Here is a 17,080-nt window from a genome sequence, read left to right on the forward strand (position 1 = left end):
CGCGTCAGCCCGAAAAAGCTAGAGGTAGTCCCCGGCCCGTTCGCGGGCAACCTCAAGCAGCGTCGAGTGGAAGGCGACCTCGGCCGGGGCGTAGACCTTGTCCTGGCGCTGGGCCAGCAGGATCCGCCGCAGGGGTGCCGCGGCGCCCAGGCTGAGCACCCTCACGTCGGGATGCTGGAGTGATACGGCGGTTTTGGGAACCATGGCCACGCCCATGCCCACGCTCACCATCGCCTGGGCTTCCTGGTAGTCATTGGCCAGGAAACCAATGGTTGGTTCAAAGCCGGCGTCGTGGGCGGAACGCTGCAGGACTTCCACCACCGGGTGGGCCTCTGCCCGGACGATCCAGGACTCGTTGCGCAGGTCCTCCATGCTCACCTGGTCCCGTCCTGCCAGCTTGTGGCCGCGCGCCACCAGGATCACGGTGCTCTCCTGGAAGACCTCGGTGACCCGGATGGACTCGTCCTCGAAACGGTTCCAGGGGTAGTCCCACAACAGGCACAAGCCCGTGACGCCGGACTCCAGGTCTGCCACGAGTTCGTCGAAGCGGGCGCTGCGGAGTGAAAGGCCGATTGCCGGGTAACGCTTCTTAAAGGTCCGGATGACGATGGGCAGGAAGGAGCCGGCAAGGGTGGGAAAGGTACCCACCGTCAGGGATCCGCGCTTCAGTCCGGCGATCTGGCCCAGGTCCGACTGTGCCGCCTTCATCTGGTGGACGATCTTGCGGGCATGCCCGGCCAGTACCTGCCCGGCCTCGGTAGGCACCACCCCGCGGGAACGGCGGTTGAGCAGGGGCTGCCCCACTTCCTGTTCCAGCTTGCGCAGCTGCTGGGAGACCGCCGAGGGCGTGTACATCATCAGCTCGGCCGCGGCAGTGATGGATCCTTGCTCCACCACCTCCAGGAGCAGGGCCAGCCGCCGGATATCGAACAGAGGCTGCTCCTCTTCGTTAAGCATCCGTTCGCCTCTCTGTGCTTTTCGTTAATTCACTGCAATGTGTCCGGGATTCCGCGTGCTTCCCCGCGCTACATCGACGTTCGGGACGGTCGATCCCGTGCCCGACGCCCTTTAGTGTCACTGAATGAAGTAACTCTACATCCCCATTTAACTATCCAACATTGTCCTTAAGTGTGATCTGGCTCAACCTCTTATCAGGCCCTCAACAGTTTTGAGGCGAAGGAGAGGTGGAATTCGATGAAGATCGAAGCGGAATGGATGCGCGGAGGCACCAGCAAGTGCTGGGTGTTCGAAGCGGAGCATCTTCAGGAGGGAGGTGCCAGCCTCGATGAGCTGCTGCCCCGGCTGTTCGGAAGTCCGGACCCCCGCCAGATAGACGGCGTGGGCGGAGCCACTTCCACCACCAGCAAGGCAATCATCCTGCACCGGCCCACGGGCGGGGATATCGACGTCGAATACACCTTCGCGCAGGTGGGCATCGAAGAAGCCGGCGTGGACTGGGGAAGCAACTGCGGGAACGGCTCCGCAGTGGTGGGCCTGTACGCGATCGAGAAGGGCTGGGTTGTACCTACCGGGGACATCACCAGGATTGTCACCCGCAACACCAACACCAATCAGGTCATCGTCCAGCGCGTGCCCACCCCGGACGGTGCCCTGCCGGTCATTCCGGAAGGACAGATGCCCGGCGTCCCGTTCCCTGGATACCCCGTGGGCCTGGGCTTCCAGGACCCCGCCGGCAAAACCACCGGGGCCCTGCTTCCCACCGGCGCGGCAACGGACACCATCACCGCCGGCGGGACCAACTGGACGGTTTCAATGGTCGACGCCGGAGCGCCGGTTGTGATGGTCCGCGCCGAGGAGCTGGGCCTGGACACCGCCTGCTACGAGACGTGGCGCGCAGGTGTGGAACTGCAGCTGGACACCCTGGAGCAGATCCGGCGCCAGGCGGCCGTGCGGATGGGGCTGGCTCCTACTGCCGCCGAAGCTGCCCGGGCCATCCCCAAGCTCGCCATCGTTGCCGCCCCCGCAGACGCCGAAGCAGGCGCCGACGTCAACGTCATGATGCTCTCCATGGGCAGGCCCCACCCGGCCCTGGCCATCACCGGAAGCATCGCCCTGACCCTGGCCGCCCGGACTCCGGGCGCCGTGCTGCACACCATCACGGGCGGTACCCAGGGCGACACCCTGCGGCTGCGGACCCCCGCCGGGGTGATTGAAACCTGGAGCGAGGACCACGGCGGAAGCCTGCTCGTCGGCGTCGACCGCACCGCCCGCACCATCGCCACCACCATCATCCACCTCCCCGAGGTTTCCGGCAGTGCTGCACCTGCCGTCCTCGCGGGAGCCACTCAATGAGGAGTAAGCCATGACCAAAACAGCGCAACGCCCCACTGACACTCTCGAGGAGACCCGGGACCAGCAGTCACCGCGTCCCAACCGCCGCCGCCGTATCCTACTGATGGTGGTGGCCGGACTCGCAATCCTGGGCCTGGCTGCCCTCGTGCTGGGGGGTGGCTTCCTCAACCAGGGGGCCGCCACGGACCCGGAGCACACCATGACAGCCGTACAGATCATCCCGCTCGTCATCCTCGTGGTGATGTTCGTCGTGGCCACCAAGTGGCCGCTGAACATCGGCGTGATGGGGCTGGTAGCCTCCTTCGGCGTCGGCTACTTCATGCTCGGGATGACGGACAAGCAGATCCTGGAGGAATTCCCGGCCAGCATCGTCCTGACCATCATCGGCGTCACCTATTTCTTCAGCATGGCCCAGCGGAACGGCACCATCAACATCATCGTCCAGACCTGCGTCCGCCTGGTCAGGGGCAAAACCATGCTGCTGCCCTGGGTCTTCTTCCTGATCGCTGCCGCGCTCACCTCGCTGGGCACCTTCTCGCCGGCCGCCGTCGCCCTGCTGGCACCGGCAGCCCTTGGTTTCGCCTACGAATCCCGTATCCACCCTGTGGTCATGGGCGCGTTCATCATCAACGGCGCCCACGCCGGCGGCTTTTCCCCGCTGTCCGTGGCCGGCGTCCTGGTGCACAACATCGCCGTTGAAAACGGCTTCCCCATCTCGCAGGGCGCCCTCTTCATTGCCAGCTTCGCCCTGAACCTGATCCTTTCCGTCCTGACCATTGTGCTGTTCAGCCTCCTGGGCAAACTGCGCGACGGCGAAGGCGGCCAGCTTGCCGACGTGGACACCACCAGCACCGGCCGTCCCCACGGCCAGCAGATCCTCACCCTGGTCCTGATCGGCGCGATGCTCGTCTGCACCCTGGGCTTCCATATGCCCATCGGCTTCGTGGCCCTGTCCGCCGGGCTCCTGCTCGCCTTCATCAACATCAAGGAACACCAGACGTTCATCGGCGGTGTCTCGTGGTCCACCGTCCTGCTGGTGGCCGGCATGATCACCTACGTCTCGCTGCTGCAGCACGTCGGCGTCATCGACACCCTCGCCGAACAGGCCCTGGCACTCGGTGCGCCCCTGCTCGTGGCCCTGGTCCTCTGCTACGTGATTGGCGTGGGCTCCGCCTTCGCTTCCTCCACCGCACTGTTGACAGCGTTCATCCCGCTTGCCGGCCCGCTGCTCGCCAGCAGCACCCTGAGCGCCTCCGGCACCGTCGCCGCCTTGGCCATTGCGGCCACCGTGGTGGATGTTTCGCCCTTCTCCACCGATGGCGCCCTGGTGGTCGCGAACGCCCGCGACGACGACCGGCAGCGCGTCTACAAGCAGCTCATGATGTACGCCGGCGGCGTGGTGCTGGTTGCGCCGGCCCTGGCCTGGGCACTGCTGGTACCCACCGGCATCATGTAGCCGGCCCTTCACCCGAGATGGCACTTCGCGGCAATGTTGTGGGGAAACATTGCCGCGAAGTGCCATTTCGCGTGGCGGGCTTGGAGTGGGTTTAAGCGTGCCGGGCGGCGATCTGCTCCGCCACGTACCCGGCGTCCTCGCCCACCAGGCCAAGCGTTGCCGAGGCATGCCTCGTCAGCCAGGGCAGCCCGACGGCGAAGAGGCCCGGCACTTCGGTGACGCCCCGGTTGTGCCGGGGGTAGTTCCATTGATCAAGCACAGGGAAGTCCAGGAAGCTGAAGTCCATGCTGTAGCCGGTGGCCCAGATAATGGACCGGATGTCCTCCGCGGCCAGGTCCAGCCGCGCCCCGGGCTCCGGGGGAAGCCAGGGATCGTCCGGGACCGGATCGGCTGCCGGTGCATCAATGCCGAGGGCCTCGATGTAGGCATCGGCCAGCCGCAGGCGCGGGCTGAACCCGGCCTCCACCAGCGCGAGACGTTCGGGGAGGTCGTCGCTGAACGTGAGGACGCCGTCGTCCGCTCCCTCGAAGCGGCCGTGCAGGCGCACGCCGCGGCGCCCCAGCTCCCGCACATGGATGCTGTGGCCGCCGTCGTTGCCGGAGATCAGCGGATTGCACAGGAAGCGGCCGGCGGGGGAGGGGAGGTTGGCCACCTGGAAGCCGTTGATGCCGTGCTCGGAGCCGTGCAGGTTCAGCTCGAGGATCCAGTGGAGGAGGTCCCGGCCGCGGTACCGGCGGGGCGCTTCCGGGCACGATGAAACGGACAGGTGCACCTGGCGGCCGGCGGCCAGCAGGTCCTCGGTGATCTGGCCGCCGGACTGGCCGGTGCCCACCACCAGGACGGCGCCGTCGGGCAGTTGCGTGGCGTTGCGGTAGTCGTGGCTGTGCAGTTGCTTGATACTGGCGGGGACGTCCGCCGACGCCGTGGGGATGCGCGGGCGCTGAAACGCACCGTTGGCGAGGACTACGTTTGCGGCGGCCAGCTGTCCCCTTGTCGTTTCCACCGTGAAGGCGCCCGCCGCCCCGCTGATCCGGGTGGCGGCTGTTCCCAGTTGCACCGGCGCGGCGATCCGCCGGGCATAGTCGCGGAAAAGGTCGACGACGGCGTCGCGGGGGATGAAAGCGTCCGGCTCGGAGCCCTCGTACCCAAGTCCGGGGAGTCTGCAGAAAAAGTTGGGCGTGTTCAGGTAGAACGAGTCCCACCTGTCCTGCCACGCCCCGCCGATCCCGTCCCTCCGCTCCAGCACCAGATGCTCCACGCCGAGTTGGGTGAGCCAGTAACTAGTGGCCAGCCCGGCCTGCCCGGCCCCAATGACCAGGGTGTCCACCCGCCCCGGCAATCCGGAAGCGCGGCGATCACGGTGGGCGCTGGACGACGTCGTTGTGTCCATGGGGTGCTCCAAGTGGTCCGGAGGGAGTGGATCTGTTCGCAGAATACTCCGGTCCGGCCGCTGTGGTAATCCGTCTGCCAAAACTCATGTACTGTTGATCCTGTTGTTGTGTTTATGCAGTTGGTAGTTCAGGCAGTACGCGCGGTCGAAAGTCCGCGTTCTTCTGAAGTAGCGGTTTTGAACACCCCACACCGGAGGACCCGAAAGTCGGGACTTTTCCTCCACCTTCACGAAGGACAAAAATAATGGCTACTGGTACCGTCAAATGGTTTAACGCTGAAAAGGGCTTCGGCTTCATTTCCCCCGATGACTCTTCACAGGATGTTTTCGCACACTACTCTGCGATCAACTCCAACGGCTTCCGCTCCCTCGAAGAGAACCAGAAGGTTTCCTTCGAAACCGAGCAGGGCCCCAAGGGTCCCCAGGCCACCAACATCCAGGCTCTCTAATTTCTTAGGGAAACTGGGGCCTCAGGGTTTCAATTTTTGAGCAGGGCCGGTCACTGACCGGCCCTGCTTTTGTTTAACCCGCGCGTGCTACGAAGGGCCGACGCCGCCTTCGGCGGTTCCCTCTGGAAAGATGGCCCCTATGCATTCAGCCGGCACTGTCCCCGCTTTCGACCTCCGCATTACCATCGAGGATTCCGAGCCGCTGATCTGGCGGCGGCTGCGTGTTCCCGCTGCCCTGACCATCCACCAGTTCCACCTGGCGGTGCAGGCAGTCTTCGGCTGGGAGGACCGGCACCTGTACGGCGTCCGCGCCGTGGATCCCGCCGGGAAACCACGCGTTGTTATGGGTCCCGACGGCGCAACGGAAGATTCTGACGCCGAGTCGCCTGCCGCCGTCGTGCTTTCAGATCTGCTGGACCCGCAGAAGCCGGGCACGGTGTTCGACTACGAGTATGACTTTGGCGACGGATGGATCCACCGCGTGCAACTGGTGGGGCCCGCTGAACTGGAGCGCGGCCAACTCCTGTGCCTGGACGGCGCCAACCGCGGACCCGTGGAGGACTCCGGCGGGCCGCCCGGGTACGCCCGCCTGGTGCAGATCCTGGCCGACCAGCAGCACCCGGAACACGAGGATGCGTCGCGATGGGTTTTCGAGACGGCCGGCGAATTCGGCGAGCGCTTCGACGCCACCCGCTTCGAGGTGCAGGCCGTGAACCGCAAACTGCGGATTCTCGCCCTTCAGTGGTGGCCTGAGCCTGTCACGGAGGAGGAGCGGGACGACGTACTCAAGCCGGTACTGTGGCTCCTGCGACACGCAGCGGGCGACGGCCTGGAACTGACCAAGGACGGCTACCTGAAGCCCGTCCTGGTTAAGCAGGCAGTGGAGGAGATCGGCTGGGACGGCATTGTCTTTGGCAAGGGGAACCGCGAAGCCCATGTGTTGCCGGTCCGCGAACTCAGGGAGCACGCACTTGCATGGAAGCTGGTCCGGAAACTCAAGGGCAGGCTGGTACTCGCGCCGCGCGGCCGGCGTGCGATCGAACATCCCGGCTACTTGTGGGACCTCTTGGTGGACACCATCGCCAATCCCGGGCACGACGCCGTCCGGCTCGTCACGCACCTTTACGCGAACTGGTACCTCACGTGCATTGCGCCGCCCTGGAACCTGGAAAGGGATGTCATCCGGCTGGCGCTGGAGGAAACGGGATTTGTTACCCGCTCCGGCCATCCCATTCCCGAAGAGTGGATCACGGACGTCTACCGGACCGTCTCGTGGACCCTGATGTGCCTGTGCCTGAAGACTCCCAAGGCCACGTTCGCTGACCGTGCACTTCTTACCGACGGCGGAGTGAAGTTCTTCCTGGCTGTCCAGGACGCAGAGCGGCTGTCCCGGAAGGGGTAGCGGCGGCCTGGTCCTGGCGGCATGAGCGGCCGTGGCCCGCTAGGACGGTGCTGGCCGACACCGCTTATGCAGGCGAGGGCCGTCCATGCTGGGGTTTCGACACGCTCAACCGACGGTCAGTGCAGTCCCATGGCGTTGCGCACCTCATCCAGGATGTGGTGCATCGCTGTTTCTGCGGCTACCGCGTCCCCGCCGGCCACGGCGGCAGCCACATCCTCGTGCGCCTGCAGCGCTTCATTCCGCGGTTTGAACGGCATCAGCCCCTGTTTGGTCCGGCTGGTCAACACCTCGGCCACCATGCCTTCCAGGGCAAGGAACATCTCGTTGCCGCAGCTTTCCAGCAGCAGGCAGTGGAACTCGATGTCCGCCGCCAGGAATGCCTCAAGCTCACCGGCTTCGCCCAGCCGGCGCAGATCGGCGGCCAGCGAAGTCAGCCTGGCCCGTTCCGCGGCGCTCGCCCGTCGGGCCGCCCCGGCTGCGGCAATGGGTTCGACGGCGATGCGCAGCTCTGTGAGGCTGCTGTACTGGATGTCCCGCCGGTCCGAGGCAAGCCGCCAGCGCACCAGTTTGGGGTCGAAGACGTTCCAGAAGCGGGGCTCCTGCACCACAATGCCCACCCGCCGCCGCGAGTAGACGAGGTTCATGGATTCCAGGACCTTCATGGTGTCCCGGGCCACGGTGCGCGAAATCCCGTACTCCTGCTGAAGGCCTTCCAGGGTGAGCCGGCTTCCGGGCGGCAGATCGCCGGAGGCGATGGCTACGCCAAGCGCCTCGACAACGCGTCCCTGCAGGGCGGGGGAGGTCCCGCCGTCGTCCGCGGTGTCCTGGTCCTGTGGTGTCGCCGTCGACATCTTCCTGCCTTCCTCTGCGCGCCTGCGCCGTACCAGCCTACCCAAAAAAGACGCAAAGGTATGACTTATGACACGGAAAGATAGTATCTATTCTCACAAAAGGTGATACCTTATCTCCAGCGCATTTCCCCGCCGGAAGTGCAAACGAGCTTTCTTCCCTAAGCCAACGGCGTCTTCTTCGGAGGTAAAACATGCAGTATCCCGCCACGCACCTGGTGGTCATGGGCGTTGCCGGTTCCGGCAAATCCACCATCGCGGCAGCACTTTCGCAGCAGCTTGGGTGGGCCTGCGCCGAAGCGGACGAGTTCCACCCGCAGGCCAACATCCAGAAGATGAGCCAGGGCACGCCGCTGCAGGACGAGGACCGCTGGCCGTGGCTGCAGGAAATCCAAAACTGGATGACCGGCCAGGCCAAGGCCGGCAAGAGTACAGTGCTCACCTGCTCGGCCCTCAAGCAGAGCTACCGCCAGCTGCTGTCCCGCGCTGAAGGCCGGGTCCTGTTCCTCCACCTCCACGGCGAAGCGGACCTCATCGGCCAGCGCATGCAGGACCGCGAAGGCCACTTCATGCCGCCCACGCTCCTGCCCAGCCAGCTGGCCACCCTGGAGCCGCTGAGCGACGAGGAGCTTGCCGCCGGAAGCCTCCGGCTGGACATCTCCAAGTCGCCTGAAGAGCTGGTCAAAACCATCATTGCCGCACTGCAGCTCCCCGCAGGCCAGGCATCCTAAGCATCCCCCAAACCCCAACAATCCTGTTTCAAAGGAGAACCATGACCATCGAAGGATGGACCCAAACGATGGGCGCAGGCCCCCTGCTGCTCATCGCCGCGGCGGCGATCGTCGCCCTGCTGTTCCTGATCATCAAGCTGCGGATGCACGCGTTGCTGGCCCTGATCGTCATCAGCCTCGCCACGGCCTTCGCCACCGGCATTCCCGCCAACCAGGTGGTGCCGGTCCTGATCAACGGCTTCGGGACAACCCTTGGCACCGTGGCCCTGCTCGTTGGCCTGGGCGCCATGCTGGGGCGGATCGTGGAAACCAGCGGCGGCGCCAAAGTCCTGGCCGATTATCTGATCGGCATTTTCGGTGAGAAACGCGCTCCCTTCGCCCTGGGCCTGGCCTCGCTGATCTTCGGATTCCCCATCTTCTTCGATGCGGGCCTGGTGGTCATGCTGCCCGTCGTCTTCGCCGTGGCCCACCGCCTGGGCGGGGGAGTGCTCCGCTACGGACTCCCCGCCGCCGGCGCATTCTCCGTGATGCACATCTTCCTGCCGCCGCACCCGGGCCCGGTGTCCGCCGCGGCCTTCTTTGAGGCCAACGTCGGCCTGGTGATGATCGCGGGCCTGATCACCGCCATCCCCACCTGGTACGTCACCGCCTACCTGTATGGCCTGTACACCGGTAAGAAGCTGGTCCTGCCCGTCCCGGAACTCCTGGGGCACGCCAGCGCCGAAGCCGAATCCCACCCGCCGCGCTTCCGCACCATCGTGGGGCTTTTGCTCCTGCCGCTGGTCCTGATCTTCATGAACACCGGCCTGAACACCCTGGCCTCCTCCGGCGTTCTCTCCGCGGACGTCAAAAAGGAGCAGTGGTTCCAGGTCCTGCGCACCATCGGTGAAACGCCGGTGGCCCTGCTGATCGCCGTGATCGTGGCCATGTTCGTCCTCGGTGCTAAGCGGGGAAAGGACGCCGGCGCGCTGGAGAAACTGCTCGAATCCTCGCTTGGCCCGGTCTGCTCAGTCATCCTGATCACCGGTGCCGGCGGCATGTTCGGCGGCGTCCTGCGCACGTCCGGCATCGGCGCCGCACTGGCTGATGTCCTGGGCAACCTGGGCATCCCGCTGATCCTGGCCGGCTTCCTGATCTCCGCTATCCTGCGCATCGCCCAGGGTTCTGCCACCGTGGCACTGACCACCACCGCCGGCCTCATCGCTCCGGCCGTTGCTGCTGCGGGACTGAACGGCATGCAAATCGCGGCCCTCGTGATCGCCGTTGCCGCCGGTTCCGTGGTGGTCTCGCACGTCAACGACTCCGGCTTCTGGCTGGTGGGCCGGTTCTTCGGCATGGACGTCAAGACCACGCTGAAGACCTGGACAGTGATGGAGACCCTGATCGGCGTGATGGGCTTCGCCATCGCGGCGGCAATCTTCCTGGTGGCCGGCCTGGCGGGTTAGCTTCCCCCCCAAACTGGGTAGCGCCAAGTGCCGTTTTGAATGCTCAAAACGGCACTTGGCGCTACTTACTTTAAGGGGCTTGCCGGTTTCGACAGGCTCAACCACCGGGTTTCGACAGGCTCAACCACCGCGTTTCGAACGGCTACGCCTGAAGGCCGGGGACGCCGTCCTGGATGGTGAAGGAGGCCTTCGTGCTGACGCGGGAGCCCGGCGTCGTAACGTATTCCAGCACCCGGAAGTCGGCGGTCATCGCGTCCCTGGTGATCTTTGTGTTCACGTACCCGCGCGAATCGTTGTAGAACTTCAGGTGCGGGTTCCACGCCATGGTGGGGTCCGTGGTGGCGCCCGTGCCGTTGCCGGTGGACGTGATGGAGGTGCACACCAGCTCCGAGCCCACCACCGGCGAGGCAGGATCCTTGTAGTCCACCTTCAGGTCGTTGGCCCAGTTGCGGTGCACGTCGCCGGTGAGTACGACGGCGTTGCGCACCTTCGCGTCCAGCCAGCCCTGGGTGATGCGGCGGCGCGAGGCGGCGTAACCGTCCCAGCCGTCCATGGAGACGTCATCGACCTCCAGAGCCTGGGCGCGGTCCCGCTCGGCGAAGAACACCTGCTGGCCCAGGATGTCCCAGCGCTGGGTAGAGTTCTTGAACCCGTCCAGCAGCCACTTCTCCTGCTCGGCGCCGGTGATGGTGCGGTCCTCGGCCAGGCGCTCGGCCACGTTCTTCCGCCAGCCGTCGCCCGCGAGCTGGTCGTCGCGGTACTGCCGCGTGTCCATCATGTGGAAGTTGGCCAGCTGGCCCCACTGGATGGTGCGGTAGATCTTCATGTCGAACCCGGCCGGAACGGACGAGGCCCGCAGGGGCATGTTCTCGTAGTACGCCTGGAACGCGGCGGCACGGCGCTGCCGGAACCGCTCAGTGGTGTCGTTCAGCTGCCCGGCGTCGGTGTTCTCCGGAACCTCGTCCGCCCAGTTGTTGTCCACTTCGTGGTCATCCCAGACCACCAGCCATGGTGCGATCGCGTGCGCGGCCTGCAGGTCGGCGTCGGCCTTGTACTGCGCGTGCCGCTGACGGTAGCCCTGCAGCGTGCTCGTCTCGGGGCCCTGGTGGTCGCGCGGGTTGCCGCCGCCGATCACGTAGCTGTCCTTCTTGTACTCGTAGAGGTAGTCGCCCAGGTGCAGCACCAGGTCCGGGTGGTCCTGGGCGAGCCGCTGGTACGCGGTGAAGTAGCCGTGCTCGTACTGCGAGCAGCTGGCGAAGGCCATGGCCAGTGCGGCCGGGGTTTCGTGCAGTGCCGGGGCGGTGAGGGTGCGGCCGGTTTCGCTGATGTGCCGGCCGCTGCGGAACCGGTAGAAGTATTCGCGGCCCGGCTTCAGGCCTTTGAGCTCCACGTGCACCGAGTGGGCTGTTTCGATCCGGGCGTGCTCGACGCCGCGGGCTACCACCGAGCGCATGTTCGGGTCCTCGGCGACTTCCCAGGCCACGGGGACCTGCCGTGAGGGCATGCCGCCCAGGCCGTCCTCGGCGAGGGGATCCAGTGCCAGGCGCGTCCAGATCACGAAGCCGTCCGCCCACGGCTCACCCGACGCAATGCCGAGCATAAACGGATCGGTGCGGAGGCCGGCGTCGTCCGCGATGGAAGTGGCGACGGCGGCACCCGGCAGCGCGGCGACAAGGCCGGCACCGAGGCCGGCGGAAATCAGGGATCTGCGTGAGATGTTGTCCATGGGTCCGACGGTATGGAGGCCGGTTGGACAGCGGTTGTTGCCTGGGTAAATCAAAAGTGAACTGAGGGTCACGGGTTTCGGCAGGCTCAACCACCCGCCCCATATCCTTGAACGGTGACTCTTCCTCAGGCTGTTATCTCCTTTGCGCTGGTTGCCGGACTGCTGACGCTGGTGCCCGGCATGGACACCGCCCTGGTGCTGCGCTCGTCCATCTCCAGGTCGCGCGGGTTCGCCTTTGCCACGGCGATCGGCATCAGCACCGGGGCGATGATCTGGGGAGTCGCCGCAGCGGTTGGTGTTTCGGCACTTTTGGCAGCGTCCGAGATGGCCTACCGCGTGCTGACCATCGCCGGAGCCGCCTACATGATCTGGCTGGGGTTGTCGCTGTTATGGAAGAGCCTGCGGCACGGCAAGGCTGCTGCAGCCCCTGAAGCCGCCGCGCCTGTGCCCGGGAGGAATGAGTTCGTGAGGGGCTGGCTGTCTGGGACCGGAACCAATCTGCTGAACCCGAAAGTGGGCGTTTTCTACATCGCCACCATCCCGCAGTTCATTCCGGCCGGGGAGTCGCCGTTGCTGGTGGGTGTCCTGCTGGCCGGGGTGCACTGCGTTTTGACGATGGTCTGGTTCACGCTGCTCATCTTCGGCACGGGCTATGCCTCCCGCTGGCTCAAGGGCACCCGCAGCATCCGCATGATCGACAGCATCACCGGGACTGTCTTGGTGGGCTTCGGGCTCAGGCTCGCACTCGAACCCGCCCACTGATCACTTGCCTGCGGACCGCGCTTTGGTGGCTTTCGGCTCCTTCGGCGGGAGCGTGGAGATGTACTCAAAGGCTTTGTGGATCCAGGCTTTCGCCCGTGCGTCGTCGCCGTCGCCTTCCTCGTTCCACATCTCCGGCAGTCCCGTGTAGCCGCCCATCGGGCGCTCGGCGGGCCCGAACGGGACGGTCCGTTCTGAGCTTTCGAGTTCCTCCCGGTCCTCGGGGGAGAGCTTGATGCCGATGGTGGGTCCGAACAACCCGGCGAACATGTTGCCGTTCACGAAAGCGCCCAGGTTGCCGAACATGGGCTTGACGGCTACGTCCGGGTGGTCCGGTACCAGCGACCGGAACCGCTCTTTGTCCTGGTCTGACGCTTTGGGCATCTCCATGATGCTTCCCTCCCGGGGGCTCGGCTGGGTGCTCGGTGTGTGCAGGATATGCCCTGCCAGGTGCGACGGGGAACACCCGGCCGCCCGCCGTCGTTGTGCCAAGGGCAAGGCGCTCCCACCGGGAGCCCGGCCTGCCCTCGACCAAAGGACTTTCCCTTGACTCCTCGCACCATTGTGATCACCGGCGCCAGCGACGGAATCGGGGCGGCCGCCGCGCGGACCCTGGCGAAGGCGAGGGAGCAGGTGGTGCTCGTCGGCCGGTCCGAAGAGAAGACCCGCGCCATGGCCAAGGAGCTGAACGCGGACTACTTCGTCACCGACTTCGCCGAACTCGCGCAGGTGCGCTCACTCGCCGCCCAGCTGAAGTCCGACTACCCGCGCATCGACGTCCTGGCCAACAATGCCGGCGGCATCATGGGCAAGCGGACACTCACCGTGGACGGCAACGAATCCACGTTCCAGATCAACCACCTGGCGCCGTTCCTGCTCACCACGCTGTTGATGGACACCCTCACCGCCAGTAACGCGAAGGTCATCAACACTGCCAGCGCCGCGAACGGCATGGGCAAGCTGGACCTGTTCGACCTCAACTCAGAGCACAGCTACTCCACCAACCGCGCCTACGGCACCGGCAAGCTCGCCAACATCCTGTTCACCTCTGAGCTGGACCGGCGCTACGCCAGCCAGGGCATCACGACGGCGGCATTCCACCCGGGCGTAGTCCGCACCAACTTCGCGGCAGAGTCCACCAGCCCGTTCCGGCACGCCTACAAGACCCTTCTCAACCGGTTCATGCTCACCCCGGACCAGGGCGCGGACACCATGCTGTGGCTCATCAACGGCACGGCGGGCAAGGACTGGATCTCCGGCGCCTACTACGCCAAGCGCGCCCTGGCCAAGGCCAACCCCCAGGCCTACGACGCCGAGCTGGCCCGGGGGCTGTGGGAAAAGAGCGAAGAGCTGGTCAAGGCTGCTTCGTAAGCTCCTGCGTGTCAGCGTGCCCGCTCGACGTCGGCCGCCATCGTTGCTTGCCCTCTGGCAGTCAGCCCTGCCACAACACCATCAACGTCAGCCTCCGGCCGGTTCTGGCTCAGCTTGGCCTTGGCTTCGATCCGGCTGATCACCAGTTCCACGCCCACGATGGCCCGCAGTTGGCCGGCAATAAAGCGTTCCGGTGCGTCGTCCACGCTCCACGGGTGCTCGAACTCCGCCTCGTGGACCCCGGTGAGCCGCCGGACCTGGCGCGAAATCCAGGCCGGATCATCGTGAATTACCAGCTGCCCGTAGACGTGGGCGGTGGTGTAATTCCAGGTGGGGACAACCCGCCCGTGTTCGGCCTTGGAGGCGTACCAGGACGGCGAGACGTAAGCGTCCGCTCCCTGGATGATGGCCAGTGCCTCCCCGACGGCGGGTTCGGACCACTGCGTGTTGTTCCGCGCAAGGTGCCCCTGCAGCGCGCCGTGCTCGCCGACGTCGGGATCAAAGACAAAAGGCGCCAGCGTAGCGAGGAGGCCCTGCGGTGTCATGGTGACCAGGTTCGCCGCGCCAGGGTTGGAAAGGAGATCCTGGACGGTGCCGGGGCCGGCGGCAAAGTGGGCTGGCGTGTACATGGGCTAGTCCTTTACGGGCTGGAGGGGCTGGAGGGGCTGGAGGGGCTGGAGGGGCTGGAGGGTTGGGACGGGATGAACGGCGGGAGGGTCCGGCTTGAGCCGGACCCGGACGGCTGCTCCGGCGCAGAGGATGACGGCCAGTGCGCCGAGGGCGGTGGGCCAGGTCAGGTTCTCGCCCAACAGCAGGGCCGCCCAGCAGATGGTCAGCACCGGCTGGATGAGCTGGATCTGGCTGACCGAGGCGATGGGGCCGATGGCCAGCCCGCGGTACCACGCGAAGAAGCCCAGGAACATACTGACCACGCCAAGGTAGGCGAAGGCCAGCCACTGCACCGGCGCGGCGGACGGTGGTTCCTGGGAGATCGACACAGCCGTCAGCAGCACCATCAGCGGCGACGCGAGCACTAACGCCCACGACACCGTCTGCCATGCGCCAAGCTCGCGGGCCAGCAGGCCACCTTCCGCATAGCCAATGGCAGCGGCAACCACTGAACCAAGCAGCAGCAGGTCCGCCCAGTGCAGCTGCCCGAAGCCACCGGAGTGCAGGGAAGCGAAGACGATCGCCGCAAGGGCTCCGGCCGTGGTGACGAGCCAGAATGCCAGCGGCGGCCGTTCCCGCCCGCGGAGAACAGCGGCCGTTGCAGTAGCGGCCGGGAGCAAAGCAATCACCACGGCTCCGTGGCTTGCAGGTGTAGCGGTCAAGGCAAAGGAAGTCAGTAGCGGGAAGCCCACGACGACGCCGGCCGCCACAACTGCGAGGCGCGCCCATTGCATCCCGTGGGGGAGCCGTTGCCGGGTAAGTGCCAGTGCTGACGCTGCGAGGACTGCTGCCACCACCGCCCGGCCGGAGCCGATGAACAGCGGGGACAAGCTGGCCACTGCCACTTTGGTGAAAGGGACGGTGAACGAGAACGCGGCCACACCGATGAGTCCCAGCCAGATTCCGGAGGCCTGCGATGGCGGTATCACTGTGCGCTTGGAAAGAGTAGCGCTACTATTGTCTCTCATGAACAACGATAGCAGTTCGCGGATTGTGGCGCACCTGAAAACCTGGATGGCTGCAGCCGCGCCCGGAGCGAAGCTGCCGTCCACGCGGTCCCTGGTGGCCGAGTACCAGGCCAGTCCGGTTACGGTGCAGAAGGCCCTGCAGACGCTCACGGCGCAGGGGCTGATCGAGAGCAGGCCCGGCGTGGGGACATTTATCCGCGCTGCCAGGACTGCGAAGCCGTCGGACTACGGCTGGCAGACGGCAGCCCTGCGTTCACCGAGGGCCACGCTGCCGTCCGCTTCCTCCACCATGCGCGACCTGCCACAGGACGTCATTTCCTTCCACTCCGGCTACCCTGCGCGGGAGCTGCTGCCCGAGCGGCTGGTGCGGGCCGCCCTCACCAGGGCTGCCCGCGGGGACGCCGCCCTGTCCCGGCCGCCCGCGGCCGGCCTGCCGGAACTGCAGTCCTGGTTCGCGCACGAGCTTGGCGCGTCAACGCCGGCCGGGACCACACCGCCGAACCCCAGCGACGTCGTCGTACTCCCTGGAAGCCAGAGCGGACTGAGCTCAATTTTCAGCGCACTGGTGGGCAAGGGGCAGCCGCTGCTGCTGGAATCGCCCACCTACTGGGGCGCCATCCTCGCGGCCGCGCAGGCCGGAGTCCGTGTGGTTCCGGTTCCCACCGGGCCTGACGGACCCGACCCGGCGGAACTGACCCGCGCCTTTGAGGAGACCGGGGCGCGGGTGTTCTACGCCCAACCCAACTACGCCAACCCCACAGGCGCTCAATGGACGGCGGAGCGGCGTGACCAGGTGCTGGACGTGGTGCGAGCCCAGGGCGCCTTCCTGGTAGAGGACGACTGGGCGCACGATTTCGGCATCACCAGCACACCGGTGCCGGTGGCTTCCCGCGACGACTCCGGGCATGTTGTGTATCTGCGCTCGCTGACCAAGAGTGTGTCGACGTCGATCCGGGTGGCCGCGGTGATCGCCCGCGGACCTGCACGGGAGCGCATCCTTGCCGACCGGGCAGCCGAGTCGATGTACGTCAGCGGGCTCCTGCAGGCCGCAGCGCTCGACGTCGTCACGCAGCCCGGGTGGCAGACGCACCTTCGAAGCCTCCGCCACCAGCTGGAATCCCGACGCGACCTGCTGGTCACCAGCCTGCGCGAGCACGTGCCGCAGGGCCACCTTGAACAGGTACCCAAAGGCGGCCTGCACGTGTGGGTGCGGCTCCCGGACGGGACGGACCTGGAGCGGCTTGCACGGGAATGCGAATCCGCCGGGGTTATTATCGCCCCGGGCAACGAGTGGTTCCCGGCCGAACCCGCAGGCCCGTTCATCCGGCTCAATTACTCCGGGATGAATCCGGGCGCCTTTCCCGAGGGCGCCCGGATCATCGGGGAGATGCTGGCCCGGAACGGGGGTTAGGCCCTGGGTCAGGACGTGGTGGCTGCGCTGGCCTTGCGCCGGCTAGCTGTACTGTCCCGGCAGGTTAGTGACACGGGGATTGATTTGACGCAATAAGAGGACCTCCGGGTGTTGTGTGGTGCTTGTCGAGAGCAAACACAAA

General features: G+C 66.0%; 16 protein-coding genes. 9 read left to right on the forward strand and 7 right to left on the reverse strand.

Going from position 1 to position 17,080, the window contains the following annotated elements; all coding sequences use genetic code 11:
* Positions 1–18: 18 nt before the first annotated feature.
* On the reverse strand, positions 19–957 hold the full coding sequence (locus tag BMX78_RS06495; protein ID WP_091417880.1) for a LysR family transcriptional regulator: 939 nt from the start codon (positions 955–957) through the stop codon (positions 19–21).
* A 237-nt stretch (positions 958–1,194) separates the two neighbouring features.
* Between BMX78_RS06495 and BMX78_RS06500 the strand changes: the two genes are divergently transcribed.
* Complete coding sequence (locus tag BMX78_RS06500) at positions 1,195–2,313, forward strand: PrpF domain-containing protein (protein ID WP_091417883.1); 1,119 nt, start codon at positions 1,195–1,197, stop codon at positions 2,311–2,313.
* Positions 2,314–2,323: 10 nt separating this feature from the next.
* On the forward strand, positions 2,324–3,769 hold the full coding sequence (locus BMX78_RS06505) for an SLC13 family permease (protein ID WP_091417885.1): 1,446 nt from the start codon (positions 2,324–2,326) through the stop codon (positions 3,767–3,769).
* 91 nt (positions 3,770–3,860) lie between these two features.
* On the opposite strand, the gene BMX78_RS06510 is transcribed toward BMX78_RS06505, so the two are convergent.
* Complete coding sequence (locus BMX78_RS06510; protein WP_091417887.1) at positions 3,861–5,159, reverse strand: flavin-containing monooxygenase; 1,299 nt, start codon at positions 5,157–5,159, stop codon at positions 3,861–3,863.
* Between the two features lie 245 nt (positions 5,160–5,404).
* Between BMX78_RS06510 and BMX78_RS06515 the strand changes: the two genes are divergently transcribed.
* Entirely contained in the window at positions 5,405–5,608 is a 204-nt protein-coding gene (locus tag BMX78_RS06515; RefSeq protein ID WP_050056011.1) for a cold-shock protein, read from the forward strand.
* A gap of 139 nt (positions 5,609–5,747) precedes the next feature.
* Positions 5,748–7,010, forward strand: a complete 1,263-nt coding sequence (locus BMX78_RS06520; protein ID WP_170850711.1) for a plasmid pRiA4b ORF-3 family protein — start codon at positions 5,748–5,750, stop codon at positions 7,008–7,010.
* 116 nt (positions 7,011–7,126) lie between these two features.
* Here BMX78_RS06520 and BMX78_RS06525 read toward each other — a convergent pair whose 3' ends face one another.
* Positions 7,127–7,861 (reverse strand): FadR/GntR family transcriptional regulator, encoded by a 735-nt coding sequence (locus tag BMX78_RS06525; protein ID WP_091417892.1) that lies wholly within the window; start codon positions 7,859–7,861, stop codon positions 7,127–7,129.
* Between the two features lie 191 nt (positions 7,862–8,052).
* On the opposite strand from BMX78_RS06525, the gene BMX78_RS06530 reads away from it, so the two are divergent.
* Together BMX78_RS06530 and BMX78_RS06535 are read left to right on the forward strand one after the other, a co-directional pair.
* The gene (locus tag BMX78_RS06530) at positions 8,053–8,589 is read left to right on the forward strand and encodes a gluconokinase (RefSeq protein WP_091417894.1); all 537 of its coding nucleotides are present in this window, start codon (positions 8,053–8,055) and stop codon (positions 8,587–8,589) included.
* Between the two features lie 41 nt (positions 8,590–8,630).
* Complete coding sequence (locus tag BMX78_RS06535) at positions 8,631–10,034, forward strand: GntP family permease (RefSeq protein ID WP_091417898.1); 1,404 nt, start codon at positions 8,631–8,633, stop codon at positions 10,032–10,034.
* A gap of 142 nt (positions 10,035–10,176) precedes the next feature.
* On the opposite strand, the gene BMX78_RS06540 is transcribed toward BMX78_RS06535, so the two are convergent.
* Positions 10,177–11,760, reverse strand: a complete 1,584-nt coding sequence (locus tag BMX78_RS06540) for an alkaline phosphatase D family protein (RefSeq protein WP_091417988.1) — start codon at positions 11,758–11,760, stop codon at positions 10,177–10,179.
* Positions 11,761–11,874: 114 nt separating this feature from the next.
* Here BMX78_RS06540 and BMX78_RS06545 point away from each other — a divergent pair, with 114 nt between their 5' ends.
* Complete coding sequence (locus BMX78_RS06545) at positions 11,875–12,522, forward strand: LysE family translocator (RefSeq protein WP_091417900.1); 648 nt, start codon at positions 11,875–11,877, stop codon at positions 12,520–12,522.
* On the opposite strand, the gene BMX78_RS06550 is transcribed toward BMX78_RS06545, so the two are convergent.
* Positions 12,523–12,909: a TfoX/Sxy family protein gene (locus tag BMX78_RS06550; protein ID WP_091417902.1), complete on the reverse strand. Its 387-nt coding sequence runs from the start codon at positions 12,907–12,909 to the stop codon at positions 12,523–12,525.
* A 156-nt stretch (positions 12,910–13,065) separates the two neighbouring features.
* Here BMX78_RS06550 and BMX78_RS06555 point away from each other — a divergent pair, with 156 nt between their 5' ends.
* Positions 13,066–13,890 carry an SDR family NAD(P)-dependent oxidoreductase gene (locus tag BMX78_RS06555; protein ID WP_091417904.1) on the forward strand — a complete coding sequence of 275 codons (825 nt, stop codon included), beginning with the start codon at positions 13,066–13,068 and terminating at the stop codon, positions 13,888–13,890.
* Positions 13,891–13,901: 11 nt separating this feature from the next.
* On the opposite strand, the gene BMX78_RS06560 is transcribed toward BMX78_RS06555, so the two are convergent.
* Both BMX78_RS06560 and BMX78_RS06565 read right to left on the reverse strand, forming a co-directional pair.
* Complete coding sequence (locus tag BMX78_RS06560) at positions 13,902–14,519, reverse strand: FMN-binding negative transcriptional regulator (protein WP_091417906.1); 618 nt, start codon at positions 14,517–14,519, stop codon at positions 13,902–13,904.
* A gap of 3 nt (positions 14,520–14,522) precedes the next feature.
* Positions 14,523–15,527 (reverse strand): DMT family transporter, encoded by a 1,005-nt coding sequence (locus BMX78_RS06565; RefSeq protein WP_091417909.1) that lies wholly within the window; start codon positions 15,525–15,527, stop codon positions 14,523–14,525.
* Here BMX78_RS06565 and BMX78_RS06570 point away from each other — a divergent pair.
* Positions 15,526–16,938: an aminotransferase-like domain-containing protein gene (locus BMX78_RS06570; RefSeq protein WP_091417912.1), complete on the forward strand. Its 1,413-nt coding sequence runs from the start codon at positions 15,526–15,528 to the stop codon at positions 16,936–16,938. The genes BMX78_RS06565 and BMX78_RS06570 overlap by 2 nt on opposite strands.
* Positions 16,939–17,080: the final 142 nt, after the last annotated feature.

Source organism: Arthrobacter sp. OV608 (genome assembly GCA_900110595.1).
Taxonomy (GTDB): domain Bacteria; phylum Actinomycetota; class Actinomycetes; order Actinomycetales; family Micrococcaceae; genus Arthrobacter.

Coding starts and splice junctions, on each gene's coding strand:
- BMX78_RS06525 (WP_091417892.1), bottom strand. CDS start 7,861: ATGTCGACGGCGACACCACAGGACCAGGACACCGCGGACGACGGCGGG.
- BMX78_RS06570 (WP_091417912.1), top strand. CDS start 15,526: ATGAACAACGATAGCAGTTCGCGGATTGTGGCGCACCTGAAAACCTGG.
- BMX78_RS06540 (WP_091417988.1), bottom strand. CDS start 11,760: ATGGACAACATCTCACGCAGATCCCTGATTTCCGCCGGCCTCGGTGCC.
- BMX78_RS06495 (WP_091417880.1), bottom strand. CDS start 957: ATGCTTAACGAAGAGGAGCAGCCTCTGTTCGATATCCGGCGGCTGGCC.
- BMX78_RS06530 (WP_091417894.1), top strand. CDS start 8,053: ATGCAGTATCCCGCCACGCACCTGGTGGTCATGGGCGTTGCCGGTTCC.
- BMX78_RS06550 (WP_091417902.1), bottom strand. CDS start 12,909: ATGGAGATGCCCAAAGCGTCAGACCAGGACAAAGAGCGGTTCCGGTCG.
- BMX78_RS06520 (WP_170850711.1), top strand. CDS start 5,748: ATGCATTCAGCCGGCACTGTCCCCGCTTTCGACCTCCGCATTACCATC.
- BMX78_RS06505 (WP_091417885.1), top strand. CDS start 2,324: ATGACCAAAACAGCGCAACGCCCCACTGACACTCTCGAGGAGACCCGG.
- BMX78_RS06510 (WP_091417887.1), bottom strand. CDS start 5,159: ATGGACACAACGACGTCGTCCAGCGCCCACCGTGATCGCCGCGCTTCC.
- BMX78_RS06500 (WP_091417883.1), top strand. CDS start 1,195: ATGAAGATCGAAGCGGAATGGATGCGCGGAGGCACCAGCAAGTGCTGG.
- BMX78_RS06535 (WP_091417898.1), top strand. CDS start 8,631: ATGACCATCGAAGGATGGACCCAAACGATGGGCGCAGGCCCCCTGCTG.
- BMX78_RS06560 (WP_091417906.1), bottom strand. CDS start 14,519: ATGTACACGCCAGCCCACTTTGCCGCCGGCCCCGGCACCGTCCAGGAT.
- BMX78_RS06515 (WP_050056011.1), top strand. CDS start 5,405: ATGGCTACTGGTACCGTCAAATGGTTTAACGCTGAAAAGGGCTTCGGC.
- BMX78_RS06565 (WP_091417909.1), bottom strand. CDS start 15,527: ATGAGAGACAATAGTAGCGCTACTCTTTCCAAGCGCACAGTGATACCG.